The 26,758-nt window shown below is 45.6% G+C and carries 23 protein-coding genes; 11 read left to right on the top strand and 12 right to left on the bottom strand.

Annotated features, from left to right (window positions below):
* Positions 1 to 90 precede the first annotated feature (90 nt).
* The gene (locus tag OCV29_RS01450) at positions 91 to 2,577 is read left to right on the top strand and encodes a penicillin-binding protein 1A (RefSeq protein WP_073601826.1); all 2,487 of its coding nucleotides are present in this window, start codon (positions 91 to 93) and stop codon (positions 2,575 to 2,577) included.
* Positions 2,578 to 2,714: 137 nt separating this feature from the next.
* Here OCV29_RS01450 and oxyR read toward each other — a convergent pair whose 3' ends face one another.
* Entirely contained in the window at positions 2,715 to 3,620 is a 906-nt protein-coding gene (gene oxyR / locus OCV29_RS01445; protein WP_073601827.1) for a DNA-binding transcriptional regulator OxyR, read from the bottom strand.
* Positions 3,621 to 3,772: 152 nt separating this feature from the next.
* On the opposite strand from oxyR, the gene OCV29_RS01440 reads away from it, so the two are divergent.
* Both OCV29_RS01440 and OCV29_RS01435 read left to right on the top strand, forming a co-directional pair.
* Positions 3,773 to 4,501: a glutathione peroxidase gene (locus OCV29_RS01440; protein WP_073601828.1), complete on the top strand. Its 729-nt coding sequence runs from the start codon at positions 3,773 to 3,775 to the stop codon at positions 4,499 to 4,501.
* 225 nt (positions 4,502 to 4,726) lie between these two features.
* Positions 4,727 to 4,990: a DUF3624 domain-containing protein gene (locus tag OCV29_RS01435; RefSeq protein ID WP_073601829.1), complete on the top strand. Its 264-nt coding sequence runs from the start codon at positions 4,727 to 4,729 to the stop codon at positions 4,988 to 4,990.
* A 169-nt stretch (positions 4,991 to 5,159) separates the two neighbouring features.
* Here OCV29_RS01435 and argH read toward each other — a convergent pair whose 3' ends face one another.
* From argH to argC, 4 genes are all read right to left on the bottom strand, one after another.
* Positions 5,160 to 7,034, bottom strand: coding sequence for an argininosuccinate lyase (gene argH, locus OCV29_RS01430; protein ID WP_073601830.1), 1,875 nt, complete (start codon positions 7,032 to 7,034; stop codon positions 5,160 to 5,162).
* 102 nt (positions 7,035 to 7,136) lie between these two features.
* The gene (locus OCV29_RS01425; protein WP_073601831.1) at positions 7,137 to 8,354 is read right to left on the bottom strand and encodes an argininosuccinate synthase; all 1,218 of its coding nucleotides are present in this window, start codon (positions 8,352 to 8,354) and stop codon (positions 7,137 to 7,139) included.
* 75 nt (positions 8,355 to 8,429) lie between these two features.
* Positions 8,430 to 9,221 carry an acetylglutamate kinase gene (argB, locus tag OCV29_RS01420; protein ID WP_073601832.1) on the bottom strand — a complete coding sequence of 264 codons (792 nt, stop codon included), beginning with the start codon at positions 9,219 to 9,221 and terminating at the stop codon, positions 8,430 to 8,432.
* An 11-nt stretch (positions 9,222 to 9,232) separates the two neighbouring features.
* A complete protein-coding gene (gene argC / locus OCV29_RS01415) occupies positions 9,233 to 10,237 on the bottom strand; it encodes an N-acetyl-gamma-glutamyl-phosphate reductase (protein WP_073601833.1) in 1,005 nt (334 codons plus the stop codon).
* 155 nt (positions 10,238 to 10,392) lie between these two features.
* Between argC and argE the strand changes: the two genes are divergently transcribed.
* The 3 genes from argE (at position 10,393) to OCV29_RS01400 (ending at position 15,294) form a co-directional block, all read left to right on the top strand.
* Positions 10,393 to 11,529 (top strand): acetylornithine deacetylase, encoded by a 1,137-nt coding sequence (argE, locus tag OCV29_RS01410; protein WP_073601834.1) that lies wholly within the window; start codon positions 10,393 to 10,395, stop codon positions 11,527 to 11,529.
* Positions 11,530 to 11,742: 213 nt separating this feature from the next.
* Positions 11,743 to 14,388: a phosphoenolpyruvate carboxylase gene (ppc, locus tag OCV29_RS01405; protein WP_073601835.1), complete on the top strand. Its 2,646-nt coding sequence runs from the start codon at positions 11,743 to 11,745 to the stop codon at positions 14,386 to 14,388.
* A 366-nt stretch (positions 14,389 to 14,754) separates the two neighbouring features.
* On the top strand, positions 14,755 to 15,294 hold the full coding sequence (locus OCV29_RS01400; RefSeq protein WP_073601836.1) for a PadR family transcriptional regulator: 540 nt from the start codon (positions 14,755 to 14,757) through the stop codon (positions 15,292 to 15,294).
* A 119-nt stretch (positions 15,295 to 15,413) separates the two neighbouring features.
* On the opposite strand, the gene cysE is transcribed toward OCV29_RS01400, so the two are convergent.
* The 5 genes from cysE to epmA all read right to left on the bottom strand — a co-directional run bounded on the left by cysE (position 15,414) and on the right by epmA (position 19,736).
* On the bottom strand, positions 15,414 to 16,247 hold the full coding sequence (gene cysE, locus OCV29_RS01395; protein ID WP_073601837.1) for a serine O-acetyltransferase: 834 nt from the start codon (positions 16,245 to 16,247) through the stop codon (positions 15,414 to 15,416).
* Between the two features lie 41 nt (positions 16,248 to 16,288).
* On the bottom strand, positions 16,289 to 17,317 hold the full coding sequence (gene gpsA, locus OCV29_RS01390; RefSeq protein ID WP_261887351.1) for an NAD(P)H-dependent glycerol-3-phosphate dehydrogenase: 1,029 nt from the start codon (positions 17,315 to 17,317) through the stop codon (positions 16,289 to 16,291).
* Positions 17,318 to 17,549: 232 nt separating this feature from the next.
* Positions 17,550 to 18,032 carry a protein-export chaperone SecB gene (secB, locus tag OCV29_RS01385; protein ID WP_073601838.1) on the bottom strand — a complete coding sequence of 161 codons (483 nt, stop codon included), beginning with the start codon at positions 18,030 to 18,032 and terminating at the stop codon, positions 17,550 to 17,552.
* A gap of 162 nt (positions 18,033 to 18,194) precedes the next feature.
* A complete protein-coding gene (locus OCV29_RS01380) occupies positions 18,195 to 18,629 on the bottom strand; it encodes a rhodanese-like domain-containing protein (RefSeq protein ID WP_073601839.1) in 435 nt (144 codons plus the stop codon).
* 132 nt (positions 18,630 to 18,761) lie between these two features.
* The gene (gene epmA, locus OCV29_RS01375; protein WP_073601882.1) at positions 18,762 to 19,736 is read right to left on the bottom strand and encodes an elongation factor P--(R)-beta-lysine ligase; all 975 of its coding nucleotides are present in this window, start codon (positions 19,734 to 19,736) and stop codon (positions 18,762 to 18,764) included.
* Positions 19,737 to 20,051: 315 nt separating this feature from the next.
* Here epmA and frdA point away from each other — a divergent pair, with 315 nt between their 5' ends.
* From frdA to frdD, 4 genes are read left to right on the top strand one after another with little or no spacing between them, the layout of a single operon-like run.
* On the top strand, positions 20,052 to 21,860 hold the full coding sequence (gene frdA, locus OCV29_RS01370; protein WP_073601840.1) for a fumarate reductase (quinol) flavoprotein subunit: 1,809 nt from the start codon (positions 20,052 to 20,054) through the stop codon (positions 21,858 to 21,860).
* A complete protein-coding gene (locus OCV29_RS01365) occupies positions 21,860 to 22,606 on the top strand; it encodes a succinate dehydrogenase/fumarate reductase iron-sulfur subunit (RefSeq protein WP_073601883.1) in 747 nt (248 codons plus the stop codon). The genes frdA and OCV29_RS01365 overlap by 1 nt, the downstream gene beginning before the upstream one ends.
* Positions 22,603 to 22,986, top strand: coding sequence for a fumarate reductase subunit FrdC (gene frdC, locus OCV29_RS01360; RefSeq protein ID WP_073601841.1), 384 nt, complete (start codon positions 22,603 to 22,605; stop codon positions 22,984 to 22,986). Before OCV29_RS01365 ends, frdC begins: the two co-directional genes overlap by 4 nt.
* Positions 22,987 to 22,996: 10 nt before the next feature.
* Positions 22,997 to 23,359 carry a fumarate reductase subunit FrdD gene (gene frdD, locus OCV29_RS01355; RefSeq protein ID WP_073601842.1) on the top strand — a complete coding sequence of 121 codons (363 nt, stop codon included), beginning with the start codon at positions 22,997 to 22,999 and terminating at the stop codon, positions 23,357 to 23,359.
* A 106-nt stretch (positions 23,360 to 23,465) separates the two neighbouring features.
* On the opposite strand, the gene OCV29_RS01350 is transcribed toward frdD, so the two are convergent.
* Both OCV29_RS01350 and efp read right to left on the bottom strand, forming a co-directional pair.
* Positions 23,466 to 24,890 carry an SPFH domain-containing protein gene (locus tag OCV29_RS01350; RefSeq protein ID WP_073601843.1) on the bottom strand — a complete coding sequence of 475 codons (1,425 nt, stop codon included), beginning with the start codon at positions 24,888 to 24,890 and terminating at the stop codon, positions 23,466 to 23,468.
* Positions 24,891 to 25,134: 244 nt separating this feature from the next.
* Positions 25,135 to 25,701, bottom strand: a complete 567-nt coding sequence (gene efp / locus OCV29_RS01345; RefSeq protein WP_073601845.1) for an elongation factor P — start codon at positions 25,699 to 25,701, stop codon at positions 25,135 to 25,137.
* 34 nt (positions 25,702 to 25,735) lie between these two features.
* Between efp and epmB the strand changes: the two genes are divergently transcribed.
* On the top strand, positions 25,736 to 26,758 hold the full coding sequence (epmB, locus tag OCV29_RS01340) for an EF-P beta-lysylation protein EpmB (protein ID WP_073601846.1): 1,023 nt from the start codon (positions 25,736 to 25,738) through the stop codon (positions 26,756 to 26,758).

Genomic DNA, 26,758 nt, shown 5'->3' with positions numbered 1-26,758 from the left:
AGTACAATAACCGACCGTTTCAGTGCTAAGTTTTTATCGAAAAGAAGACTGGATTGCATGCATTCAATCCAACCAAACAGGGAATATCCGGTGAAGTTCATAAAGCGATTCTTTTTATTTTCATTGTGTTGCATGGTTTTAGGAGTGACGACAATCTTCGGATTCTATTATTACGTCAAACCTGAACTGCCAGATGTCGCCACTTTGAGAGATGTTAAGCTGCAAACTCCCATGCAGGTGTTAAGTCAGGATGGGAAACTTATTGCACAATTTGGTGAGAAACGCAGAATTCCACTCAAACTGAAAGATATTCCACCAGAACTTGTGGAAGCATTTCTGGCAACCGAAGACAGCCGTTTCTATGAACATTATGGTTTTGATCCGATTGGTATTACCCGTGCAGCCGTCGCTGTATTGATTTCAGGAACCGCCCGTCAGGGTGCAAGTACCATCACACAACAGCTTGCCCGTAACTTTTTTCTCTCCAATGAAAAGAAAATCATGCGGAAAATTAAGGAGCTGTTTATTGCTATTCACATCGAACAACTGTTGACTAAAGATGAAATTCTTGAACTTTATCTGAATAAGATATTTCTGGGATACAGGGCCTACGGCGTAGGTGCTGCGGCTCAGGTTTATTTCGGAAAAGAAGTAAAAGACCTCACCCTGAGTGAAATGGCAGTCATTGCTGGTCTTCCAAAAGCTCCCTCAACGATGAACCCGATTTATTCGATCGAGAGAGCAACCAAACGGCGCAATGTTGTGTTAATGCGGATGCTGGATGAGCATTACATCACCCGTGCTCAGTATGACAAAGCAAAAGAAGAACCAATTACAGCCAAATATCATGGTGCAGAACTAGAACTTCACGCGCCTTATGTTGCTGAAATGGCCCGGGCATGGATGATCGAGCATTACGGTGATGATGTATACACGTCCGGGAAAAAAGTATTCATGACTGTTCGCTCAGATCTGCAGGAAGCAGCAAATCATGCCGCCATTAATAATTTGATTGCGTACGATGAGCGCCATGGTTATCGCGGCCCGGAAAAAGTACTTTGGTCGTCAGGTAAACCAGCCATGACACAGGATGAAATGACTGATTATCTGAAATCACAGCCTGTGTATGGCGATATGTATCCTGCAATCGTCATGGATGTGGCCGACAAAACAGCGACAGTATGGGTCAAAAGCCACGGCATTCAGCTCATTCAGTGGAATGATATGAAATGGGCCCGCCGTTTTGTCACCGACAAACGTCAGGGAAAAGCACCTCATCATGCCAAAGACATTTTGGCGGCTGGTCAGCAGATCTGGGTTCGACCATTTGGTCAGGACAATCCGGAAGCACCATCATGGCACCTCGCTCAGGTGCCTGATGCCAATACAGCTTTTGTTGCCATGAATCCTGAAAATGGATCTGTACTGGCTTTAGTGGGTGGTTTTAACTTTGTCCACAGTAAATTTAACCGGGCGACTCAGTCAATTCGTCAGGTCGGGTCTGGCATTAAACCATTTATCTATTCTTCTGCCATCAATAAGGGAATGACACTGGCATCTCTCGTCAATGATGCTCCCATCAACAAGTGGGATCAGAGTCAGGGAACAGCATGGCGTCCCAAAAATTCTCCACCGACCTACGGCGGGCCAACCCGGCTGCGTATTGGTTTAGCACAATCGAAAAATGTGATGGCGATACGCGTACTCAGAGAAGTTGGTTTAGAAAAAGTCAGACTGTTTCTGGGACGCTTCGGGTTTGACCCGGATAAACTACCCCATTCTGAAACAATTGCTTTAGGCGCAGGAAGTCTTTCACCGGTCAAACTGGTTCAGGGTTACTCTGTCTTTGCGAATGGCGGATACTACGTTGAACCTTACTATATCGATCATGTGGAAGATCCTTTTGGCCATATAGAATATAAAGCGTCACCGAAAGTGGTTTGCCATATCAACTGTGTTGAAAATACTGAAGAAAAGCATGATATAGCAGCGCAAAATCCGGACTATGCACCACAAGTGATTACACCACAAAATGCATTTCTGGTCAGAGAAATGATGTATAGCAACATCTGGGGTGGTGGTAGCTGGCGGGATGGTACAGGCTGGAATGGTACAGGTTGGCGGGCACAAAAACTGAAACGCCGCGATATCGGTGGAAAAACCGGCACAACCAATGACTCAAAAGATACCTGGTACAACGGATTTGGGCCTGGAATTGTCGCAACCGTTTGGGTTGGTTTTGATAACCATAGCCGGGCTTTAGGGCACACAACCCGGAACAAAAATCTGAAAGATGTCCCAATCAGCGGTGGAGAATCTGGTGCGAAAACCGCTCAGCCAGCCTGGATTGACTTCATGCAGCATGCTTTAGCCAATGTACCACCACAGCCCAAAACTATTCCGGATCATATCGTTAAAGTCCGGATTGATCGTAACACCGGGCTGTTAACGAATAAAACAGATGCAAGCTCTATGTTTGAATACTTTGCTCAGGGAACTGAACCGAAAGAATACACACAGGATGTCTCAACCGGCAATATTTACACTGCCCCAAATAGTGATGAAGAACTATTCTGATGTTCTGACATCACGATCAGTAAACAGACCTCGCTCCCTTCAGCCTTTGGTTGGTGGAGGAATAAATATCACAAACCCGCACCGGATGGCGCGGGTTTGTTTTTTCTGTTACATCTTCTGTCAATATAATTGATTGATCAGACAGCCGGCTCACAGCTACGAGCCAGCTGGGCTTTAATCACTGAAGCCAGTTTTTCGAAACGTTGTCTCAACGGTGAGCCAGGGCGGTACACTAAAGCAAGATTGCGTGAAGGAACCGGATTGACAGCTTTCAGGTAACACACACCGTCCTTTTCTTTTTGTTCCGGCAATGACAATTCCGGCAATAATGTGATACCAGCACCAGCTGCAACCATATTTCTCAGTGTCTCCAGACTGGTCGCCCTGAAGCGCTCATCATCTTTTGCACCAGCAGCAAAACAAAAGCCCAAAGCCTGATCCCTCAGGCAATGTCCTTCACCCAGCATCAAAACCGTTTTACCATTCAGTTCAGCCATCTCAACCTGCTGGTTATGTGCCCATTCATGTTGAGATGGAACCGCCAGACTTAAAGGCTCATTATAAACCGTGATTTCTTTAAATGGCTGAGTCTCTTCAACCGATGCCAAGACAAGACAATCCAGTTTTCCTTCCTCTAACTGACGCACTAAATGGCTGGTCTGAGCCTCATGCAGATAGAGTTCCAGATCCGGAAATTCCGTTTTGAGTGCAGGAACAATACGCGGGAGCAAATAAGGCCCGACCGTCGGAATAAAACCGACATGCAGCGGCCCACACATATCTTCACTCTGACCATTTGCCATATCACGGAACATTTTAATTTCTTTAAGAATGCGCCTGGCTTGCTCCACCAGTTGCATTCCTGAGTCGGTGAACAGCACCCGACGGCTGCTCCGCTCCAGTAAAACAGTACCTAATTCTTCCTCCAGTTTACGAATCTGTCCGCTTAATGTCGGTTGACTCACAAAACAGGACTCTGCAGCTTTGCGAAAATGCTTGTGTTCTGCCAAAGCTACGAGATACTCAAAGTCACGAATATTCATGGTATCACCTAATAGAAACTATCTATCAAAACCATAGCATCAAATGATTAGGTCTATCAAAGCTTTTCTCTGATAATGAATTTAACAAAGTGAGGCAGATACAAAAACCTCATCATCATTCTGAAAACTTTAAAATTACATAAGGACAAACTATGTTTACTTCCAAAAAAGGTCAGGCGGTTCCGCAAGTCACTTTTCCTGTACGTCGTGGTGACCAATGGGTCAATGTCACCACAGATGAGCTATTTAAAGGAAAAACGGTCATTGTTTTCAGTTTACCTGGCGCTTTTACACCAACCTGTTCTTCAAGTCATTTACCCCGTTATAATGAGTTATTCCCGGTCTTCAAAGATCACGGTGTCGACGACATTTTGTGTGTCTCAGTCAATGATACTTTCGTGATGAATGCCTGGAAAGATGATCAGGAAGCAGAAAATATTACTTTCATTCCTGATGGTAATGGTGAATTTACTCACGGTATGGGAATGCTGGTTGAGAAAAACGATTTAGGGTTTGGTAAGCGTTCATGGCGCTATAGTATGTTAGTCAAAGATGGCATTGTTGACGAAATGTTCATCGAGCCAAATGAACCAGGCGACCCCTTCAAAGTTTCTGATGCAGATACCATGCTGAAATATATTGCCCCGGGCTTTCGCTTACAGGAGTCGATTACTGTCTTTTCAAAACCCGGCTGTCCGTTCTGTGCTAAAGCAAAACAGAACCTGATCGATAAAGGTCTTCAATATGAGGAAGTCATTCTGGGTAAAGACGCAACAACCGTAACGCTGCGCGCAATTACCGGCCGGACCACAGTGCCTCAGGTATTCATCGGCGGAAAACACATCGGTGGCAGTGAAGAGCTGGAAACTTATCTGGCTTAATTCCCTTTCTCATCAATACACTGAGAAACACCAGTCATAATGAAACAGAACCGGCTCCTGATATCAGGAGCCGGTTTTCTGCATCATATCCATATCAGCAATATCGGACTTCTGAGGCAATGACTTGATCACCAGCATGGGGGATCAATAACCAGCAACGCAACCAACTCTGAGCAAATTCTGATACACTCTGAAACAACAGCTTCACATCATCCGGATTCAGAGATGCCCTGCAAATATTGTGATCAAAACTGGTTTTGGAAAAAGATAGGCCGATGCCAGCGCTGCATTAATCAGCTGACTCTGCTTTGCTCATTATTTTGGCTGTTCTGGTTTAGCTGGGGATATGGACATGCAAAGGAAACCGGAGTCATTGCAGTGATTATTTTTAGCAGTGCATTTCATTGTTTGCTGATACTCCACTTGTGGGTAAAGTACATCACATTGCCGTTACGCAAAAGATACAGCAGAAAAAACCGGGAAGGCTAAAAAGAAAAAAGCCCCGAAATGAACAACATATTTCAGGGCTCTCTTAGAAGATTCATCTAAGAAAAAGCAGTGGTATTTTAATAGACCCTGCTCTTTTTCATTAGTTCAATAATAATCGATCTTTTTTAGATCTTTCTCTAATAATAAGATCAAAAGTTATTAGTTCTGGTTATGCAACATCAGTTTTAAAAATAATCTCTTCAGCCAGATTTGTTTCAAGTGCAACTTCATCACATGCATGTTGCCTTGGACACTGGTCGCAATCCTTCAGTACTTTTTCCGGTAACAACATTTTGGATGTTGGCAGAAAATCAAGCTTCATGAAGAACTCAGGTGTCCGGGTCAGGACGAATACTTTTTTAATCGCCATCTGCCTTGCTTTATCTACCAGATAACTGACAATTGCTTTTCCTTGTCCCTGTCCCTGCCATCCGGCTTCGATACCAAGTGAGCGTATTTCTGCCAGACCTGAATCGTAAACATACAAAGAAGCGCATCCGGTCACCTGACCATGGTGCTCAGCCACTGCAAATGAACCAATGTCACGAATCAGTTCACTTCGGGAACGAGGCAGATTTTCACCCAGATTGGCCCAATAAGCGACCATGCCTTCCAGCGCTTCAATATCAGTCAGACGGGCCGGACGAACTTTGACGGCATTGACATTTCGCTGTCCTAAGCGGTTTTCCGCCTGTTCCACCGCATGAGCAACCTGCGCAGGAGAAACACCACCCAGCGCACTTCGTTTACTCAAACATGACTCTATCGTCAGAATTTCATAAACATCGTCGTCAATGACCTCAGAAAATGCTTTTAATTGTTCAAGAGACAGTTCTTCAAGTGCACATCCCTGTTCAATGGCTGCAACAACTGCAACCCCGACAATATGGTGTGCTTCCCGGAACGGAATACCTTTTGCAACCAGATAATCAGCCAGTTCTGTCGAATTCGCATACCCTTGCTTGGCAGCTTCCAGAGTGCGCTCACCATTAACTTTGATCCCCTCAAAGCAAAGTGCGGCCATCTCCATACAGTCATTCCATGTGTCCAGCGCATCAAACAGACCTTCTTTGTCTTCCTGCATATCTTTGTTGTAAGCAAGCGGCAAAGCTTTTACTGTCATCATCATCGCAGACAAGGCACCATATACCCGTCCGGTTTTCCCGCGGATCAGTTCGAGGGCATCCGGGTTTTTCTTCTGTGGCATCAGAGAGGAGCCAGATGTCACTGTGTCGGCCAGTTCAATAAAATTCGATTCCCCCGAATTGTAAAAGATCATATCTTCAGCCAGACGGGATAAATGCAGCATAGAAATAGAAGCAACAGACATCAGCTCCATCACGTGGTCACGGTCAGAGACAGAATCCAGAGAGTTTCGGGTAGCCCGGCGGAACCCTAAATGATGCGCCAGTTTTTCCCGGTTAACCGGATATGCCGTACCAGCCAGCGCCCCCGATCCCAGAGGACAGGTATCCAGGCGGTTCAACGCATCTTCAAGACGATCATAATCCCGCTCAAGCATCTCAACATAAGCCAGACACCAGTGGGCAAAGGTCACCGGCTGAGCACGCTGTAAATGCGTATAACCCGGCAGCACCGTGCCCTGATGTTCTGCTGCGGTGGCGACCATCTTTTTCTGCAGGCGATCCAGCGCGATCAACAGTTGCTGTCCCTGCTGACGACACCACAGTTTCAGGTCTGTCGCCACCTGGTCATTTCGGGAACGGCCTGTATGTAATTTCTTACCCAAATCACCAACACGATTGATCAACTGCTGTTCAACCCATGAGTGAATATCTTCAGCATCGGAGCGCAGGATCTGCTCTGGATCTTCCATCACAGCAAGCTTCAGTTCATTCAGAGCCAGCTCCAGCTTCTGCTGCTCTTCTTCGGTCAGTACATTGACTGACAGCAGCGCCTTAGACCATGCAATAGAACCTACAATATCCTGTTCAGCTAATCGGTAGTCAAAACATAGTGAATCATTAAAATCTTTGAACCGTATATCTGCTGCCTGGGTAAACCGACCGCCCCATAATGCCATTGCTTCTCTCCTGATACTGAAAAGGGATCCAGACTCATTGCCTGGATCCACAAATGTTCTATTGCTTCTGTGTTGTTAATTACATTGTATAAACAGATGTATTTATGATTTTTTTGCTTCGTTCAATGCTCTGATCCGGCTTGATAACGAGTACAGGCGTATGAACCCACCCGCATGGCTCTGATCATACACATCATCTTCACCAAATGTGGCAAATTCCTCAGAGTACAAACTGTTTTCAGAACGTTTTTGTGTCGCTGTAGCCTGACCTTTATACAACTTAATCACAACTTCACCATTGACATCTTGTGCCAATTCTTCAGATGCTGCAAGAATAGAACGACACAGCGGCGTAAACCAGCGACCATCATACACAAGGTGAGAAGCTTTCAGTCCTAACTCTTCACGGAATTCAAATGAAGTTTTATCAAGAACCAGTTGCTCAACCGCACGCAGTGCTTCCATCATGATCGTTCCCCCCGGAGTTTCATAACATCCACGGGACTTCATGCCGACCAGACGGTTCTCAACAATATCAATCCGGCCAATACCGTGTTTCACACCTTTTTCGTTCAGATAAACCAGCGTATTATAAGGAGACATTGCCTGTCCATCTACAGCGACAACAGCGCCTTTTTCGACTTTTAGTGTGACATACTCAGCCGCATCTGGTGCTTTCTCAGGATCAACGGTCCATGCCCAGCAATCATCATTTGGCGCATTCCAGGTACTTTCCAGAACGCCACCTTCGGTTGAAATGTGCCATGAGTTTGCATCACGGGAATAGATTTTTGTCAGTGAAGCTGAACAGGGAATATTTCTTTCTGCCAGATAATCCAGACACTCTTCACGGCTGACCAGATCCCACTCACGCCATGGTGCAATCACATGTAAGTCCGGGGCAAGTGCAGCAAATGCGCCTTCAAAACGCACCTGGTCATTTCCTTTACCGGTACAGCCGTGTGCCAGCGCATCTGCGCCAACTTTACGGGCAACTTCCACTTGCGCTTTTGCAATAATCGGACGAGCCATTGAAGTCCCAAGAAGATATTTACCCTCATACAAAGCGCCGGTTTTCAGCGTTGGATAAATATAATCAGCGACCAGCTCTTCTTTCAGGTCAACGACATGACACTCTGAAGCACCCGATGCGATGGCTTTTTCTTCAATACCAACCAGTTCGTCTTCGCCCTGACCAACATCAGCAACGAAGGCAACCACTTCGCAACCATAGTTCTCTTTCAGCCATGGAATAATCACTGACGTATCCAGACCGCCAGAGTATGCAACAACAACTTTCTTAAATTCAACCTTGCTCATATCTATATCTCCAATATCCCTGCTCTGCGCGTGGCGGTCAGTAACCCAGGGTTGTTTTGTTTTCGTCTTAATTACTTATTTTTCAGTCCGGGGATAAAAACGGGTTCCGATATTCTCCCCGGCAATTAAATCTGCGAGTTTTTCAGGTGTCCGCCACCCTGCGACTTCAATTGCACGACCTAAGTCATTGGCTGCATCTAATGCCGCCCTGACTTTCACAATCATGCCATCGGTAATCACTTCAGATGCAATGAGCTGCTCTGCTGTCTCTGAATCCAGTGCTTTAATCAGCGACTTATTTTCATCCAGCACACCGTTTACATCAGATAAAAGCACCAAATCTGCATCCAGGCTTTTGGCAACCGCAACAGCAGCATCATCTGCATTGACGTTCATCATCTCTCCCTGAGCTGTCAGACCGATAGAACTAATGACAGGTGTTGCGCCGGCTTGTATCACAGCATTCACAACGGTTGCATCCCCGGCAGAAGCCCGCCCGACAGCACCAAGAGCCGGATCCAAAACTTCAACCTGACACAGTCCGCCATCGCCCAGACACATGCCAACAGCATGAATACCATGCTTCATTGCTTGTCCCTGAAGCATCTTATTTGCTGTACCAGCCAGTGCACCGGTAATAAAAGGAATTTGCTCAGCGGGTGTCACCCGTAGTCCATTTTTTTTCACTGTCCCGAAACTGAGTTTCTTCATCAGCTCATCAACCAGATAACCACCGCCATGAACAATAACGACAGGCCTTTTTTGTCTGGAAACAGCAATTGTATGAAACAATTTTTCCAGCGTCTCCGGACTGCTTAATACAGCACCACCCAGTTTGATGACAATCGGATCAGAACACTGCGTCATATTGTTAGTCCTCACACTAAAGCCGTTAATTCAGGATAACCATAATGAATGTTGAGACATTGCATTGCCTGACTTGAAGCGCCCTTGAGTAAATTATCAATCGCTGATACAACTATGATATGTTCGTTGCTGACTTTCCAGCCGATATCGCAAAATGGCGTATTTTGAACGTTCTGCAATCTGGGAAGGTCGCCATCAGCTAAACGAACCAGTGGTTTGTCCTGATAAGCCTGTTCAAAAGCTTGTGCGACCTGCTGTTCCGTCACACCCGGCTGTAATTTCATGGTGATCGTTGCCAGAATGCCCCGTTTGAAATTCCCCAGATGTGGCGTAAAAATCACATCACAACCCAGATGCGTGGCGATCTCTGGCTGGTGTCTGTGAGTGAACACCCCATAAGCATGCAGGCTGACTTCACAGAAACTGTTCGTCATTGACGCTTTTCGGCCAGCGCCGGAAACACCGCTAACGGCATTAATCACCGGCCATTGCTGCGTATCAATCAACTGGTTTTCCAGTAACGGTTTAATCCCCAGTTGTGAAGCTGTTGGATAACATCCGGCAACCGCAATTAGCTGACTTTTTTGAATCGCTTCCTGATTCCACTCAGCCAATCCGTAAGTTGCCTGCTTCAGCCAGTCGCTGTGCTGGTGTTCAAAACCATAGAATTCTGTATAAAATCCGTCTTGATTGACCCGAAATGCACCAGATAAGTCGAACACCTGGCAGTCATTTTCTAAAAATACCGGCGCCAAATCGTGGCTGACTTCATGGGCCGTTGCCAGAAAGACGACATCGGATGCCTGAGCAACCGCTTCCGGATCAACGAGCGGCTCAACAGTCATATCAATCACTCCGGCCAGATTCCCGTGCAGTGCGGAAATATTTTTCCCGGCATCAACACTGTTGGCGGAGACGAATAAACCTGTTAGCGTAAGTTCCGGATGTTTATGAATCATCAGAGCCAGTTCTGCCCCTGTGTATCCACTTGCTCCGATAACGGTTGTTTTCAACATAGACTCACATCCAGTTCGTTGGTTTAAAATCAATCAAAAAAGTGATTATAAATTTAAAAAAATAACCTTATTTTGGTTTTTTATTCAAAAAAAGTGATTTAATATGTCTTTTACCTTCTCAGACGAAGTCTGTCAATAGCCGGAGCAAAGTTTCTATGAAGTTTCCTAAGTTTAAAGAGATATATAGTGAGCTGATTTCAACATCATCGATCAGCTCTTCAGACACCCGCTGGGATGAAGGGAATCAGGAAGTCATCACCAAACTTGCGAACTGGTTAAACCACCTTGGTTTTGAGGTCCGGGTCGATGATGTCGCGCCCGGAAAACAGAACCTGATTGCCCGTAAAGGAGAAGGTGAAGGCGGCCTGCTTCTGTCTGGTCATAGTGATACCGTCCCGTTCGATCAAGGACGATGGGATTATGACCCGCACGTATTAACAGAAGATGACCAGCGCTTCTATGGCCTTGGCACGGCGGATATGAAAGGCTTCTTTGCATTTATTATTGAGGCGGTCCGCAACACCGAATGGCAAAAACAGCAGAAGCCACTCTACATCCTTGCCACCTGTGATGAAGAAACAACAATGGCCGGGGCACAACATTTTACCAGCCATACGCCTTATCAGCCGGATTATTGCATTATTGGTGAACCGACCAGTCTCATTCCTGTCTATGCTCATAAAGGACATGTTGCAAATGCTATCCGGGTCACCGGAAAATCGGGACACTCATCGAACCCGGCTTTTGGGGTGAATGCGATTGAAGTGATGCATGAGGTTCTGTTTGAAATGATGAAGTTACGCGACAGGCTGATTAAAAATTATCACCATCCCGGATTTGAGATACCATCTCCGACACTGAATCTTGGTCATATTCATGGCGGTGACAGCGCAAACCGTATCTGCGGTTGCTGTGAACTTCACTATGATGTCAGACCGCTGCCGGGGATGAGCCTGGAAGGACTTGAGCAGCTCTTACATGAGGCACTGCATGAAGTTCAGGCGAAATGGCCCGGAAGAATAGAAATGCACCCGCTGCACGATTCGATTCCTGGTTATGAATGTAAAAAGGATCATCCATTTGTTACTGAGGTCAGCCAACTTGCAGGACATGAAGCCCATAGTGTGAACTACTGTACTGAAGCGCCATACCTTCAGCAATTATGCCCAACGTTGGTTCTTGGACCGGGTTCGATAGAACAGGCACATCAACCCAATGAATTTCTGGCATTTGAATATATCGATCCAACAATTCGTCTGTTATCAAAGGCGATACAAAAATATTGTTTCTAAATACCCGGCCTGAAAGTTAGTTTCACTTTTCAGGCCGTAATGTAAAAAATTTTCAACAAAAAAGCCCATATTTTCAGGTAACATTTAATATATTAATATGGACAATAAACAGAATATTGTTAATCTATATCTGACTTAGTGACAAATTTTTCACTAAGTGAACGAGTCTAACTAAAGAACATTGGATGTAATTTTTTTTCAAGGCAGGACACAATGAACGAAAAATATGCAGCGCTGAAAAGTAACGTGAGCATGCTTGGGCGGTTACTCGGCAAAACCATCCAGGATGCAGATGGAAGCGTTATTTTGGAGAAAGTCGAAAAGATCAGGAAGTTATCGAAATCCGTCCATAACGGTGATCAATCCGGAATGGATGCACTGACAGAAGAGATAAAAAACTTATCCGATGATCAGATTACTCCAGTTGCTAGAGCGTTCAACCAATTCCTCAATTTAACCAATATTGCCGAACAGTATCACACCATTTCCCGTCACTGTGACGCCCATATCTGTACACCAGATGCTATCAATGAACTCTTCACGAAACTGACACAAAAAAATATCGGTAAAGCTGAAACGGCACAAGCAGTGAAGGACTTAAATATAGAATTAGTCCTGACCGCTCACCCGACAGAAATTACCCGCCGGACAATGATCAATAAACTGGTGAAAATCAATAAGTGTCTTTCGAAACTGGAGCTGACTGACCTGGCCCCCAAAGAACGTCATAAAACTGAGCGCCGTCTGGAACAGCTCATCGCTCAGTTCTGGCATTCGGACGTGATGCGAAAACAACGCCCAACGCCAATGGACGAAGCAAAATGGGGATTTGCAGTAATAGAAAACTCTCTTTGGGAAGCTGTCCCTGAATTTTTAAGAGAGTTTGATGAGCGTTTGCACGATTATCTAGGCGAAGGGCTGCCCATTGATGCCCGACCGGTCCATTTTTCTTCCTGGATGGGAGGAGACCGTGATGGCAACCCGTTTGTCACACATACGATTACCCGTGAAGTGTTACTCCTTTCCCGCTGGAAAGCCGCTGATCTTTATCTCCGTGATATCAATGAACTGATCAGTGAACTTTCGATGACAAAATGTACCGATGAGGTCCGCAAGCTTGCTGAAAACACATCAGAAGCCACGGCTCATGAACCTTATCGCGCAATCCTGAAGGATATTCGTCAGTTACTGACAGAAACACAGGAAATTCTGGGTGAAAAACTTCAGGGACAAAAGTTACTGGCCAAAGCCCCTTTAAGAAGTGCTTCACAGCTATGGGAACCACTCTACGCATGTTACCAGTCTCTCCATGAGAGCGGAATGGGTGCCATTGCTGATGGCTCTCTGCTGGATACTTTACGTCGTATCAAAGCATTTGGGGCACATCTTGTCCGGCTGGATATCCGTCAGGAAAGTACCCGTCATGCAGATGTACTGTCTGAGCTGACCCGTTATCTTGGGCTTGGTGATTATAATCACTGGAGTGAGCAGGATAAGGTGGCATTTCTGACTGCAGAACTCAACTCCAAACGGCCCTTGATCCCAAGAGACTGGCAGCCATCCGAAGCCGTTCAGGAAGTGTTGGATACATGCCGGACGATTGCAACTTACCCACGGGATGCATTCGGTGCTTATATCATTTCTATGGCCAGAACTGCCTCCGATGTGCTGGCTGTCCATTTATTACTGCAAGAATCCGGATGTCCTTACCGGATGGACGTTTGTCCGTTATTCGAAACACTTGATGATCTGAACAACGCTGAGTCAGTGATTCGTCAGTTAATGAGCATTGATATTTATCGTGGCTTTATTCAGAACCATCAAATGGTCATGATCGGCTATTCTGATTCAGCCAAAGATGCCGGCGTGATGTCTGCTGGCTGGGCACAATATAGTGCCATGGAAGCCTTAGTGAATGTCAGCGAAGAAGAAGGTTTTGAACTGACACTGTTCCACGGGCGGGGAGGTACGATCGGGCGAGGCGGTGCACCCGCGCATGCAGCGCTGCTATCACAGCCACCGAAAAGTCTTAAAGGCGGACTGAGAGTCACTGAACAGGGTGAGATGATTCGTTTCAAACTAGGCTTGCCGGAAGTTGCGATCAACAGCTTTAACCTGTATGCCAGTGCCATCCTTGAAGCGAACCTGCTGCCACCACCAGAGCCCAAACAGGAATGGCGCAAACTGATGGAAGTGCTCTCTCAGGTCTCTTGTGAATCTTACCGGAAAGTTGTGCAGGAAATTCCTGAGTTTGTTCCGTATTTCCGCCAGACGACGCCAGAACTTGAACTCGGCAAGCTGCCTTTAGGCTCACGACCAGCGAAACGTAATCCCAAAGGTGGCGTTGAAAGTCTCAGAGCGATTCCGTGGATCTTCTCCTGGAGTCAAAACAGGCTGATTTTACCCGCATGGCTCGGCGCCGGCGAAGCAATTCAATACTCAATAGATAAAGGCCATCAGGCTCTGTTGGAAGAGATGTGCCGGGAGTGGCCATTTTTCTCAACGCGTTTGGGAATGCTTGAAATGGTTTACTCAAAATGCAACCCGGAGATTGCCCGTTATTACGATGAACGACTGGTTGATAAAGAACTGCGTGGTTTGGGCGAGCAATTAAGAGCACAGCTTGAGAAGGACATCAAGGCTGTTCTGAATGTTGAAAACAACGAGAACCTGATGCAAAGCGACCCGTGGGGGCTGGAATCCATCCGCTTGAGAAATACTTATATCAAGCCTTTAAATATGCTTCAGGCTGAACTTTTGTACAGAACCCGGCAATATGACGAGCCACCAGCAGAACTGGAAGAGGCATTAATGGTGACGATTGCAGGAATTGCAGCAGGCATGCGTAATACGGGCTAAATCATCAGAATAATATTCTGCAAATTAGTCAAAAGGTCACAACTGTGTGGCCTTTTATTTTGAAAATAACCTCAATTGAGCATATTGTCAGTTTTTTAATTCTCCAACCAACCTTTATTCCACTTTATGCTTATTATTTAGATATACTAATCGGCCATTGTGACATTACTAATAAATTTAAGCGTTACAACGGGTCAGATAAGTAAACTGACTATCACAAGACCATTAGGTGATAAACGGCTTTTAAGGTGACATGGCCAGATTGAAAGCTGGCAGTGTTTGGATGTTTAATTTAGAGATTGAACCAAGAAGTTCAGCGAATCCAGACCCATTCTATTTTCTTGACTAACTATTTGGATTGAAGACATGTCATTACCACACGTTATTCTAACAGTTTTAAGTACACGCGATGCGACCGGATACGATATTACAAAAGAATTTTCATCTAGTATCGGATATTTCTGGAAAGCAAGTCACCAACAGGTGTATCGCGAGCTTAACAAAATGGGCCAACAGGGACTGGTTACCTGTGTACTGGAACCACAGGAAGGTAAACCGGATCGTAAAGTTTACTCAATTACTGATGCAGGGCGGGAAGCACTTGCAGCCTGGTTTGATCAGCCAACAGCACATCCGACCGTTCGGGATGAGTTCTGTGCTAAATTAATGGCTTGTTCAGTTCAGTCTGCAGAACCTTACCGGGTTCAGCTACAGGAATTGATTGAAGAATCGAAGAAATTTGTTGCGCATTATCAGGAAGTTGAAGCTGCTTATTATGCAAACCCTTCTTCTTTGGACAAACAGCAAAAACTGGAACGACTCACCCTGAAGCGTAATATTCTTGCGCGTCAGGCATGGCTTGAGTGGGCAGAAGAAACACTAACTGTGTTAAACGAAGTCAGCTAAGTCACTGTCATACAGACAAATATAAAGTTAAAAGAGTGTTCCTGATGAACACTCTTTTTTATAGACGACTTTTTATTGGCGATATTGAAAAGCAGAGTGAAAAGAGCGTGAAGAAGTACTCAGATGCCGTCTCCACCAATGAATGTCTGAGAACGACCATTGAATTGCTGGTCCATATCAAATGATGGCTTATCGCTTTGAGGACGACCAACAATCTTAGCCGGAACACCAGCAACTGTTGTATGAGGCGGAACAGCTTGTAATACAACGGAACAAGAACCAATTTTAGCCCCTTTTCCTACTTCAATATTTCCTAATATCTTCGCCCCCGCACCTATCATGACACCTTCCCGGATTTTCGGATGCCGGTCGCCACTTTCTTTCCCTGTACCACCTAAAGTGACATCCTGAAGAATGGAGACATCATCTTCAACGACTGCGGTTTCCCCGACAACAATACCTGTTGCATGGTCAAGCATAATACCGCAACCGATGGTCGCAGCAGGATGGATATCAACCTGACATGCAACCGAGATCTGATTCTGCAGATAAGTCGCGAGCGTGAAGCGGTTTTGTTTCCAGAGCCAGTTCGCGACACGGTAGCCCTGAAGTGCGTGATAACCCTTCAGATAAAGAAGTGGAATCGAATATTTTGCAACTGCCGGGTCCCGGTTCACCGTTGCACAAATATCACAGGCAGCTGCATTCGTAATATTGGGGTCAGAGTGAAATGCCTCTTCAATCACTTCCCGAACAGCCATTGCGGGCATAGAAGCTGTGTTGAATTTATTGGCAAGAATATAGCTTAGTGCAGCAGGCAAACTGTCATGTTTGATGATGGTCGCATGATAAAAACTGGCAAGCATTGGCTCCTGCTCCGTTAAATCACGTGCTTCATCCACAATTCTCTGCCAAATTCTCTTTTTTTCACAATCCTTTTTCACTTTGTCCATCTCCCCATTACTCTGCTCTTTTTGCTCCGTGCTCAAATATCTCAGTGCTCAGACTTTTTATCCCGTGCTAACAAATCTTTTGAGGCCAGCCGGGCATCTTTTCCCTGATACAGAACCTGATATATTTGCTCTACAATTGGCATTTCAACACCCAGACGGGAAGCCAGTAACCAGACTTCCCGGGTATTACGATAACCTTCGACGACCTGCCCGATTTCTGACTGTGCTTTTTCAACTGATTGTCCCTGCCCTAACGCCAAACCAAAACGGCGGTTCCGCGATTGGTTATCAGTACAGGTCAGCACAAGATCACCCAATCCAGCCATCCCCATAAAGGTTTCAGAATCAGCACCCAATGCATTTCCCAAACGGCTCATTTCAGCCAGTCCCCGGGTAATTAATGCGGTTCTTGCATTCGCACCAAAACCCATTCCATCTGAAATACCTGCACCAATGGCAATGACATTTTTAATCGCACCACCCAGCTGTAAACCCGTAAAATCAGAATTAGCATACACACGGAAGGTCTGGCTACAGTGAATTTTTTCCTGCAAGTCAGCAACAAACTGAGGATCCGGTGAAGCAACTGAAATGGCTGTTGGCAGGCCGGAAGCCAGCTCTCTGGCAAATGTCGGGCCCGAAATCACAGCAAGAGAATGGTCGCGCCCTACCGTGTCATAAGCGACATCCTGAAGTAAACGGCCGGTCTCCGGCTCCAACCCTTTCGTCGCCCAGCAAATCCGGGAGTTTTTTTGCAAAAACGGGCGAATATTTCGTAAAACTTCACCAAATACATGGCTGGGAACAACAATCAACAAATCCCGGCTGGCCTGAACGGCTTTCTGTAAATCCGCTTCAACAATCAATGTTTCAGGAAACGGGATATCCGGTAAAAATTCACGATTCTCCCGCTCTGACTCAAGGCGGTGCATGTGTTTTGCATCATGCCCCCATAAGACAATAGAAGCGCCGTTTCTGGCTAAAGAAATGGCCAGAGAGGTTCCATAAGAACCAGCACCAATCACGGTCATTGCTACAGCATTTTCTGTTTGATCCAATTGTGAATTCACTTTTCATTGTCCATAAGTAGTTGAACAAGTATGTCATCATTTCAATAAACACATGTTACAAAGTCCCACTGGAGCACTTTGTCGTTATCTGATTATTTATTGAAATCAGGGCATAAAAAATGCACAGGACATCATGATATACCTGATGCTTGTGCATTTCACTTATCTTTATTGACTTTATCCGTTATATCAATCAGGACCAGTCGGCTCTCTAAAGAGCAAAGAATCTGGCTCAAGCTTCCTGAGCTTCGCCTTCCTGACTTTCACCTTCAGCCTGTTGCTGCAGATAATTCATGAACAATGCATCAAAGTTCACTGGCGCCAGGTTTAATTGAGGGAAAGTACCTTTCACAACCAGACTCGCAATCGTTTCACGCGCATAAGGGAAAAGGATATTTGGACAGAAAGCACCCAGGCAATGAGCCAGCTGACCCGCTTCCATTCCCAGTGCAGAGAAGATACCAGCCTGCTGAACTTCACACAAAAATGCTGTGTCGTCTTCATTTTTTGCAGTCACAGTCAAACGAAGAATTACTTCGTATACACCCTCAGCCAGTTCACGGTTCTGTGTATCCAGGTCAAGATTAACATTTGGATTCCAGTCTTTCTGGAAAATTTCAGGCGAGTTTGGTGTTTCAAAAGAGACATCTTTCAAATAAATTCTTTGAATTGCAAAATTCTGTTCTGGTTCTTGCTGTTGTGCTGCATCAGACATGAGGTTTTCCTTAAAAATTAAATTCGGAGTTGAAAGCCATGAGATTAACGAAGTTCTTTTCAAACCGCTCTACCGGGCGTTTAATCCGTGCCAGATATCACAAATAAGTAATGCAGTTGCATAAAACATCGCCGAATTTTTCTTCACAACTTCCTATAATTATTACTTTTTACCGCGAACAAGCGGAAGGTTTGCTTCATTCCAGGCTGACAAGCCATTTCTCAGTATACAAACCCGTTCAAAACCGGCCCCGGCAAGAGAAGTCGCACTCTCGATGACAGTTTGCCCGGTTTTACATACCAGTATGATTGGGTCTGATTTATGGTTTTCAAGCCCGCCAAGATTCCCTGATTTTATTTCTGAAGGCAAAATGTTAACTGCGTCAGTTATATGCCCCTGACGGTATTCATCCTTAGAACGAACATCAACAATCAAACCATTTTCTTTATTGACCAGTGCGGTCAATTCATTCACAGAAATTGTCTGATATTTTGCGGTGGAAGATTTGAAGAGATTAACAATAAGAGCAACTAACAGACCAACCCATGCGAGTGAGAGGATCATATGTTGCTGAAAAAATTCAATGTACTCCTGCATGACCTATACTCTTATGCTCATTTCGATTCGAAAAATAAACATGGAGTATAACGGGGTTAATGACAAGACGCGAGTAATTCACAAGAATTATCATCCAACCTCACAAACCCCGGTATACAACTTTAAGAACGCTTATGCCCGGCTGAATGGAAACGCCACCACATCCTGCAGGCAGTCACACTTCAGTGCAATCATGATTAACCGGTCAATGCCAAGTGCAACGCCGGCACAATCAGGTAAGCCGGCATTCAGTGCCGCAATAAAATGTTCATCCACTGGCTGAACTTCCAGCCCCATACGATGCCTTTTCTGGTTATCGACTTCAAATCGTTGTCTTTGCTCCAGAGCGTTATCCAGTTCATGAAATCCGTTCGCCAGCTCAACCCCGCAATAATAGACTTCAAAACGTTCTGCCACTCTTGGATCCTCAGAACTGATTTTTGCCAATGCCGCCTGAGAGGCCGGAAAATTGTAAACAAAAGCCGGGCACTGTTGGCCGATATTGGGTTCAACAACCATACTGAAAAGCAACTGAAGCAAAGTATCTCTGTCAGTTTCCGCCTCAGCAATGTCGGCAAAGCCATGTTCACAGGCTACATTCTTTAGCTGACTCATGGTCGATTCGAGCGGACAAATCCCCGTCCATTGCTGAAAAGCTTCCTGATAGGTCATGCGCTCAGCAGCATCACACTGAAGTACCGTTTGCAGCAACGTCTCCATCTCATCCATCAGCTGATGATGGTTGAAACCGACCCGGTACCACTCCAGCATCGTAAATTCAGGATTGTGATGACGTCCGGTTTCTTCATTCCGGAACGATTTGCAAATTTGATAAATGGAGCCACTACCGGCTGCCAGTAAACGCTTCATATGGAATTCAGGACTGGTCATCAATGAAACTGAACGTCCGCTGACATACTCAGGACCAACAAATTCAGTTTTAAAAGAATGCAGATGAATATCTGTCACTGCACTATGACTCATCGCCGGTGTCTCAACTTCCAGCACATCACGCTGCCGGAAAAAAAGACGGATTTGAGCAATAATGTCTGCTCTCCGTTTTAAATGTTCCATCGCTGCAGCCGGCATCCAGTGGTTTGAATCCATGACATCATTCCTCAACTTTTTATGGTATTCAGCTGAAATCGCAACATATGGAATACCATCTGTCATTATCTTGTTTTATACCCAGATGACCTCAGAATACAAAATCCAAAAGTTCATCATGAGGTCACTTAAATACAATAAATTGTGAATCGAATCACGCATAGAATATTTCTGCTCATTCGGGTGCCGATATTCAGCCCAATAACGTCCCAAGTCAATTTTTTGATACCGGATATTCAACTACACTGAATCAAAAATGAGCAAATAATTCACAAAGAGAATAACTGGTATCCATTCTTTCACTGGAGAATCAATGTGCAAACAATAACAACAGATATTGCAATTATAGGCGCTGGCGGAGCCGGTCTCAGAACGGCAATCGCCGTGGCTGAGGCAAACCCTGATCTGGAGATTGCTTTGATTTCGAAAGTTTATCCAATGCGCTCTCACACTGTCGCTGCAGAAGGTGGATCTGCCGCCGTCATTAAAGATGAGGATAGTCTGGACAATCACTTTAACGATACAGTCGGTGGAGGTGACTGGCTTTGTGAACAAGATGTCGTGGAATATTTTGTCAGCAATGCGACACGGGAAATGATCCAGATGGAACAATGGGGATGTCCCTGGAGCAGGAAAGACAATGGCGAAGTCAATGTCCGGCGATTTGGCGGTATGAAAGTCGAAAGAACCTGGTTTGCAGCGGATAAAACCGGATTTCATATGCTTCATACACTCTTCCAGACCTCGATGAAATATGAACAAATTAAGCGGTTTGACGAGTACTATGTCATCGATTTACTGGTTGATGACGGAACGGTTCAGGGGCTAATTGCCTTACAGATGTCTGAAGGGGAACTGGTGACCATTAAAGCCAAATCGGTCGTTCTGGCGACCGGTGGTGCGGGCAGAGTTTATCAGTGTAACACCAACGGCGGCATTGTCACTGGTGATGGTATGGCGATGGCATATCATCATGGCGTCCCGCTGAGGGACATGGAATTTGTCCAATACCACCCGACAGGTCTGCCTGGTACCGGCATTCTGATGACAGAAGGCTGCCGCGGTGAAGGCGGTATCATCGTCAACAAAAATGGTTACCGGTATTTACAGGATTATGGCATGGGGCCGGAAACGCCCATCGGTCAACCCAAAAATAAATATATGGAACTTGGCCCGCGGGATAAAGTGTCACAAGCTTTCTGGCATGAACAACAAAAAGGCAATACGATCAAACATCCGCTTGGTGATGTCGTTCATCTGGATCTGCGACACCTTGGTGCCGATTATCTTCAGGAGCGCCTGCCGTTTATCTGTGAACTTTCCAAAGCTTATGTCAACGTTGATCCAGTCAAAGAGCCGATTCCGATTCGTCCTACCGTCCACTACACAATGGGCGGTATAGAAACCAACAGTGACTGCGAAACCCGCATTCACGGGCTGTTCGCCGTAGGGGAATGCTCTTCGGTTGGTCTGCATGGTGCAAACCGGTTAGGCTCAAACTCACTGGCAGAACTGGTTGTGTTCGGCCGGGTTGCTGGTGAAAACGCTGTAAAACGGGCAGAAACATTCTCAGGCTGGAATGATGCAGCCATTGCTGAACAGGCAGCAGCGGTTGAAGCTCAAATACAGGCGTTATTGACTCAGGAAGGTGATGAAAACTGGGCAGATATCCGGACAGAAATGGGCAATGCCATGGAAGCGGGTTGCGGTATTTACCGTCAGGAAGACCTGATGCAGCAAACTGTCGATAAACTCGCTGAGCTCAAACAGCGCTATAAAAACATCTCTCTTAAAGACAAAACAAAAGTCTTTAACACTGACCTGATCTATGCGATCGAAATTGGTCATAGTCTGGATGTCGCACAAGCGATGGTGCACTCAGCTATCCTGCGAAAAGAGTCGCGTGGTGCCCACCAAAGACTTGATGAAGGATGTACTGAGCGGGACGACAAAAATTTCCTCAAACACTCACTGGCTTTTTTCCGTGAGGATGAAGCCCCCCATATCGAATACAGTGATGTCACCATCACAAAATCACAACCCAAAGCAAGGCTCTACGGCGCAGCCGCAGAACAGGCAGCCGCGGATGAAGCGTCCGGTAAAAACGCAGAGGAGAGTAAATGATGTCAACTCAACGCGTTCAGAAAGTTGAAATTCTCCGCTACGATCCGGAGAACGATGCCCAACCTTATTTTCAGAGTTTTGATATCCCGTTAAATGAGACGATGTCGATTCTCGATGCCATTGGTTATATCAAAGATAATCTTGATAAGAATTTGTCTTATCGCTGGTCGTGCCGCATGGCAATTTGTGGCTCGTGCGGGATGATGGTCAACGGCGTACCGAAACTGGCCTGTAAAAGCTTTTTGCGGGATTACCCTGATGGTATCAAAATTGAACCACTGGCCAATTTTCCGATAGAAAAAGATTTGATCGTTGATATGACTCCGTTCATCGAACGTCTGGAAGCCATCAAGCCTTACATCATTGGCAATGACCGGACGCCGGAAGACGGTGCGAACCTGCAAACACCAGAACAACTGGCAAAATACAAGCAATTTGCCGGATGTATTAACTGTGGACTCTGCTATGCCGCCTGTCCTCAGTTCGGTCTGAACCCTGAATTCATTGGACCGGCCGCACTGACTCTGGCACACCGTTACAATCTGGACAGCAGGGATAACGGCAAAAGTGAACGGATGAAGCTGATCAATGGTGAGAATGGTGCATGGGGGTGTACTTTTGTTGGCTATTGCTCTGAAGTCTGCCCGAAAAGTGTCGATCCGGCTGCTGCAGTCAATCAGGGAAAAGTCGAATCATCCATGGATTTTGTGATTGCCATGCTCAAACCACAGGAGGCATCCAAATGAGTAACCGAAAGCCTTATGTACGCGAGATGAAACGTACATGGTGGAACAACCATCCATTTTATCGCCTGTACATGCTGCGGGAAGCCACTGTATTACCGTTGATATTGTTTACGCTGTTTCTCATGTTCGGACTGGGAAGTCTGGTAAAAGGTCCGCAAGCATGGGAAAGCTGGCTGAGCTTTATGGCGAATCCACTTGTCATTGCGATTAATATCGTCGCACTTGCGGGAAGTTTATTCCATGCTCACACCTTCTTTGGCATGTTCCCGCAAGTTGTCCCTGTCAGAATACAAGGCAAACTGCTGGATACAAAAATCCTGGTTTTAGCCCAATGGGCTGCCGTTGCCTTTATTTCTGTCATCGTTTTATTTATTGTCTGAGGAGGTCACTGTGATTGATCAAAACCCGAAACGTTCAGAAGAACCCATCTGGTGGGGGCTGTTTGGGGCCGGTGGCACCTGGTTCGCGATGATAACCCCAATCACGATTCTTGTTCTGGGGATACTGGCACCCTCAGGAATCATCAGCCATGACGCCTTAAGCTATGAGCGTGTGGCTGATTTTGCAACCAGCCTGATTGGCGGACTATTTGTCTTTTTAACACTGGCTTTACCGATGTGGCATGCCATGCACCGGATTCATCACGGGATGCATGACTTAAAATTCCATCCGGGTATCATGGGAAAAATTGCCTGCTATGGTTTTGCCACTTTTATCTCTCTGCTCACAATTATCTTTATTTTCATGATCTAGCTGAATTTTCATGCACTTGCTGAGCCAAAATAAAATGGGGTGAACACTGTCACCCCATTTGGTTTCTGGCAACCTGAAACTTCAGACCGCTCTCAGAATTTTATTCTCAGTGATTGTTCCCGGATGACTGTTTTTGGGTCGCTTTCTTTGTCTGATCCATTAAGCCTAATGCGCTGAAGGCAGTAATGACATCCAGATTCGTCTTCAAACCATTACCTTCTGAGCCACCCACATAGTTTTGTGGCATCTGAATCTGAAAGTTTTTCAGATTATTGTACAGTACATTTGCCACATCACGATTCAGCTCAGCAAGATACACTTCCCGGTTTGCTCCCAATGCAGAGTACTTCGCTTTAAGAACTGAGGCTTCTGCCTGACCTTTTTCAGTAATTGCTTTTGCTTCAAACGTTGCAGACAAGGCATTCGCTTTCTGAATCGCCAAATTTGCTTTCGCTATCGCCAGTTCTTTCTCTTTTTCCACTTCAGCCAGACGTTTCTTTTTCTCGACCTCAACAATTTCCCGCTCTGCAATCTGGCGGGCGACTTCAACTTCTTTTTGCTGAGAAATAATCGCCAGCTCTTTTCTTCTCTGCGCATCCTGAACTTCACGGGTCCGTTGAATTTCTTTCCGTAGCTGTTCTGTTTCTGCCTGAGCTTTAGAGGTTTCCTGCTCCTGAATCGCCCGAATCCGATCAGCGACTAAACGCTTCTTATCTGCCAGTAACTGGTCAAGCTGCTGCTCCGGCTGAGGATCACCAATTGTCACCTGAGTCACATGAATGCCGTATTGCTGTAGTGGATTATCCTGTCTGACCAGCATGCCTGCTTTATCGGTGACGGGAACGGTTTTCCACACCAGTTGCTTGGTTTTCTGCAGCTTGTTGGCATCGCTCTGCCCTAATCCAACCGGCGCCAAATCAATCTGTTCGACTTCAACCTGTTTACGTTCAGTCAGGTAAATGCCCTCCCGCAGCTGATCTCCGAGCTTTGATTTAAATTGGTTCAGTCCGCCCTGGAAGAACTCTTCACCTGTATATTGGGTGGCTGTAATCACCGTCACATTACGGGCATTTTTTACCAGCAAGGTATCAATCAGATTGGTGTTATTGCGAAATTCGCGGTGCATTTTCTTAATCGCCACCGGGTCATTGCTGAGTTTAAAGCGAAATGTGACCGGAATATTACCGATATAAGTATCAGCAAAACGCACCTGCACCGGATTCAGTTTCTGATAAAAATCTTCACCGGCATTATTACCAAAAGAAACCGTGATCACTTGATCATATTTGGTAATTTTCGATAAAAATGGCATTCTGAAGTGAATCCCCGGTTCAGTGAACACATCCAGTTCACCGGTAATATTATTCTGATGGACATAGGTATATCCCGCATCCGTCATCAAAAATGCACTATTCACCACCAGTGCCAACAACAACAATGGCAAACCAAAAATGACTGTTTTTAAGCCTTTTTTCATTAACTGACGCTTATTTTCAATATTATTTCTTAAACCAGAGACTGGCGTATTCATTTTATTCTCCTTCACAAGAGCAACCTGAATTGAATGAAACTCAATCCATACTGATAATTGCCGCGCGAAATATATCAAAAATAAATAACAAGAAGAACAATATCGTCAAGGTAATTGGAGGGAACCAGGAACAAGCAGAATACGGAAAAGAAAAAGTACCGGGAAGGGACATCAAACCCGGAGAGTATATCTGCCATGAACAGACAAGTATACTCACCCGGTTTGAGCAGCAATGAAAGAAGACTTATTTGACCCGGCCGACATACTCAGCAGAGCGGGTGTCAACTTTAATCACTTCACCAATCTGAATGAACAAAGGTACACGAACCACAGCACCGGTGGTCAGTGTTGCCGGCTTACCGCCTGTTCCCTGCGTGTCACCTTTCAGACCAGGATCAGTTTCTGTGACTTCAAGCTCAACAAAGTTTGGTGGTGTAACCGCAATTGGATTACCGTTCCACAGCGTCAGCATACAGGTGTTGTTTTCAACCAGCCATTTGGCATTCTCACCCACAGCTTTGGCATCAGCAGCAATCTGTTCAAAACTTTCACTGTTCATAAAGTGATAGAATTCGCCGTCGTTGTACAGATAATCCAGGTCGATATCCATCACGTCAGCAACTTCAACACTGTCGCCGGACTTAAACGTTTTTTCTAACACTTTGCCCGAAAGCAGTTTACGGATTTTAACACGGTTAAACGCCTGACCTTTACCTGGTTTAACATACTCGTTTTCGAGAATGACACAGGGTTCATTATCAAGCATAATCTTAAGACCGCCTTTAAATTCATTCGTGCTAACAGTAGCCATGTTTTCCTCTTAATAAACTTCGAGTTAAAAATTAATGTCGCACATCATAACCCGAAAAATTGAATCTGTTGAGCAAAACTGGCTCAAACAGCTTGCGAATGCGATCTCCGACCCAGAGCAATTGCTGAAATATCTGGAGATTGACCCAACACTTTGGCAGCAAGGCTTCAAAGCCAGGAAGCTATTTGCTCAACGGGTTCCGCTGAGTTTTGTCCACAGAATGGAAAAAGGGAATCCACATGATCCATTGCTCCGGCAGGTACTTCCCCTGAGTCAGGAGTTTGAAATTGCAGCCGGTTTCTCTGATGATCCACTGGAAGAACAAAATAATGAAGTACCCGGCTTACTGCATAAATATAAAAGCCGGGTTCTGCTGATCGTGAAAGGCGCTTGTGCAGTCAACTGCCGATACTGCTTCAGACGCCATTTTCCCTATCATGAGAATCAGGGAAACAAGCATGTCTGGTCAGAAAGTTTACGCTACATTGAACAGCATCCGGAGGTCAATGAGGTCATCTTATCCGGGGGTGATCCCTTAATGGCAAAAGATCATGAACTGGATTGGCTCATCTGTCAGATTGCCTCCATCCCACATGTCAAAACACTCCGGATACACACACGACTCCCCGTGGTGATTCCGGACCGAATCACGGCGCATCTGGTTGAACTTCTGTCGAAGACCCGGCTGAGCGTTGTACTGGTCTCTCATATCAATCACCCGAATGAAATCAATGCGGAGCTGAAAACATCTTTTCAACAACTGAAAGCGGCTCAGGTCACGCTGTTGAATCAATCTGTTTTGCTCAAAGGAGTGAACGATTCAGCAGACACATTAACCGCACTCAGTGAGTCCCTGTTTGATGCCGGTATTCTGCCCTACTATTTGCATGTCCTGGACAAAGTGCAGGGAGCCTCGCACTTTTTTGTATCCGATGAGCAGGCCAAAACCCTGATGTCAGCATTAATAGAAAACGTCTCCGGCTATCTGGTTCCCAAATTAACCCGTGAAAACGGTGGCAGAAAGAGTAAAACACCCATTGATCTGGGCCTGGAATAA

The organism is Vibrio aerogenes (assembly GCF_024346755.1).
GTDB classification, from domain to species: domain Bacteria; phylum Pseudomonadota; class Gammaproteobacteria; order Enterobacterales; family Vibrionaceae; genus Vibrio; species Vibrio aerogenes.
This window is presented reverse-complemented; position numbering and strand designations above follow the sequence as displayed.

Bases quoted from the DNA above. Each gene is read 5' to 3' on its own strand.
- OCV29_RS01400 (WP_073601836.1), top strand. From the start codon at position 14,755: ATGTCATTACCACACGTTATTCTAACAGTTTTAAGTACACGCGATGCG.
- oxyR (WP_073601827.1), bottom strand. From the start codon at position 3,620: ATGAATATTCGTGACTTTGAGTATCTCGTAGCTTTGGCAGAACACAAG.
- OCV29_RS01350 (WP_073601843.1), bottom strand. From the start codon at position 24,890: ATGAATACGCCAGTCTCTGGTTTAAGAAATAATATTGAAAATAAGCGT.
- OCV29_RS01435 (WP_073601829.1), top strand. From the start codon at position 4,727: ATGCCCTGCAAATATTGTGATCAAAACTGGTTTTGGAAAAAGATAGGC.
- epmB (WP_073601846.1), top strand. From the start codon at position 25,736: ATGTCGCACATCATAACCCGAAAAATTGAATCTGTTGAGCAAAACTGG.
- frdC (WP_073601841.1), top strand. From the start codon at position 22,603: ATGAGTAACCGAAAGCCTTATGTACGCGAGATGAAACGTACATGGTGG.
- cysE (WP_073601837.1), bottom strand. From the start codon at position 16,247: ATGGACAAAGTGAAAAAGGATTGTGAAAAAAAGAGAATTTGGCAGAGA.
- OCV29_RS01380 (WP_073601839.1), bottom strand. From the start codon at position 18,629: ATGCAGGAGTACATTGAATTTTTTCAGCAACATATGATCCTCTCACTC.
- ppc (WP_073601835.1), top strand. From the start codon at position 11,743: ATGAACGAAAAATATGCAGCGCTGAAAAGTAACGTGAGCATGCTTGGG.
- argE (WP_073601834.1), top strand. From the start codon at position 10,393: ATGAAGTTTCCTAAGTTTAAAGAGATATATAGTGAGCTGATTTCAACA.
- OCV29_RS01440 (WP_073601828.1), top strand. From the start codon at position 3,773: ATGTTTACTTCCAAAAAAGGTCAGGCGGTTCCGCAAGTCACTTTTCCT.
- argC (WP_073601833.1), bottom strand. From the start codon at position 10,237: ATGTTGAAAACAACCGTTATCGGAGCAAGTGGATACACAGGGGCAGAA.
- epmA (WP_073601882.1), bottom strand. From the start codon at position 19,736: ATGGATTCAAACCACTGGATGCCGGCTGCAGCGATGGAACATTTAAAA.
- efp (WP_073601845.1), bottom strand. From the start codon at position 25,701: ATGGCTACTGTTAGCACGAATGAATTTAAAGGCGGTCTTAAGATTATG.
- secB (WP_073601838.1), bottom strand. From the start codon at position 18,032: ATGTCTGATGCAGCACAACAGCAAGAACCAGAACAGAATTTTGCAATT.
- OCV29_RS01425 (WP_073601831.1), bottom strand. From the start codon at position 8,354: ATGAGCAAGGTTGAATTTAAGAAAGTTGTTGTTGCATACTCTGGCGGT.
- argH (WP_073601830.1), bottom strand. From the start codon at position 7,034: ATGGCATTATGGGGCGGTCGGTTTACCCAGGCAGCAGATATACGGTTC.
- argB (WP_073601832.1), bottom strand. From the start codon at position 9,221: ATGACGCAGTGTTCTGATCCGATTGTCATCAAACTGGGTGGTGCTGTA.
- OCV29_RS01365 (WP_073601883.1), top strand. From the start codon at position 21,860: ATGTCAACTCAACGCGTTCAGAAAGTTGAAATTCTCCGCTACGATCCG.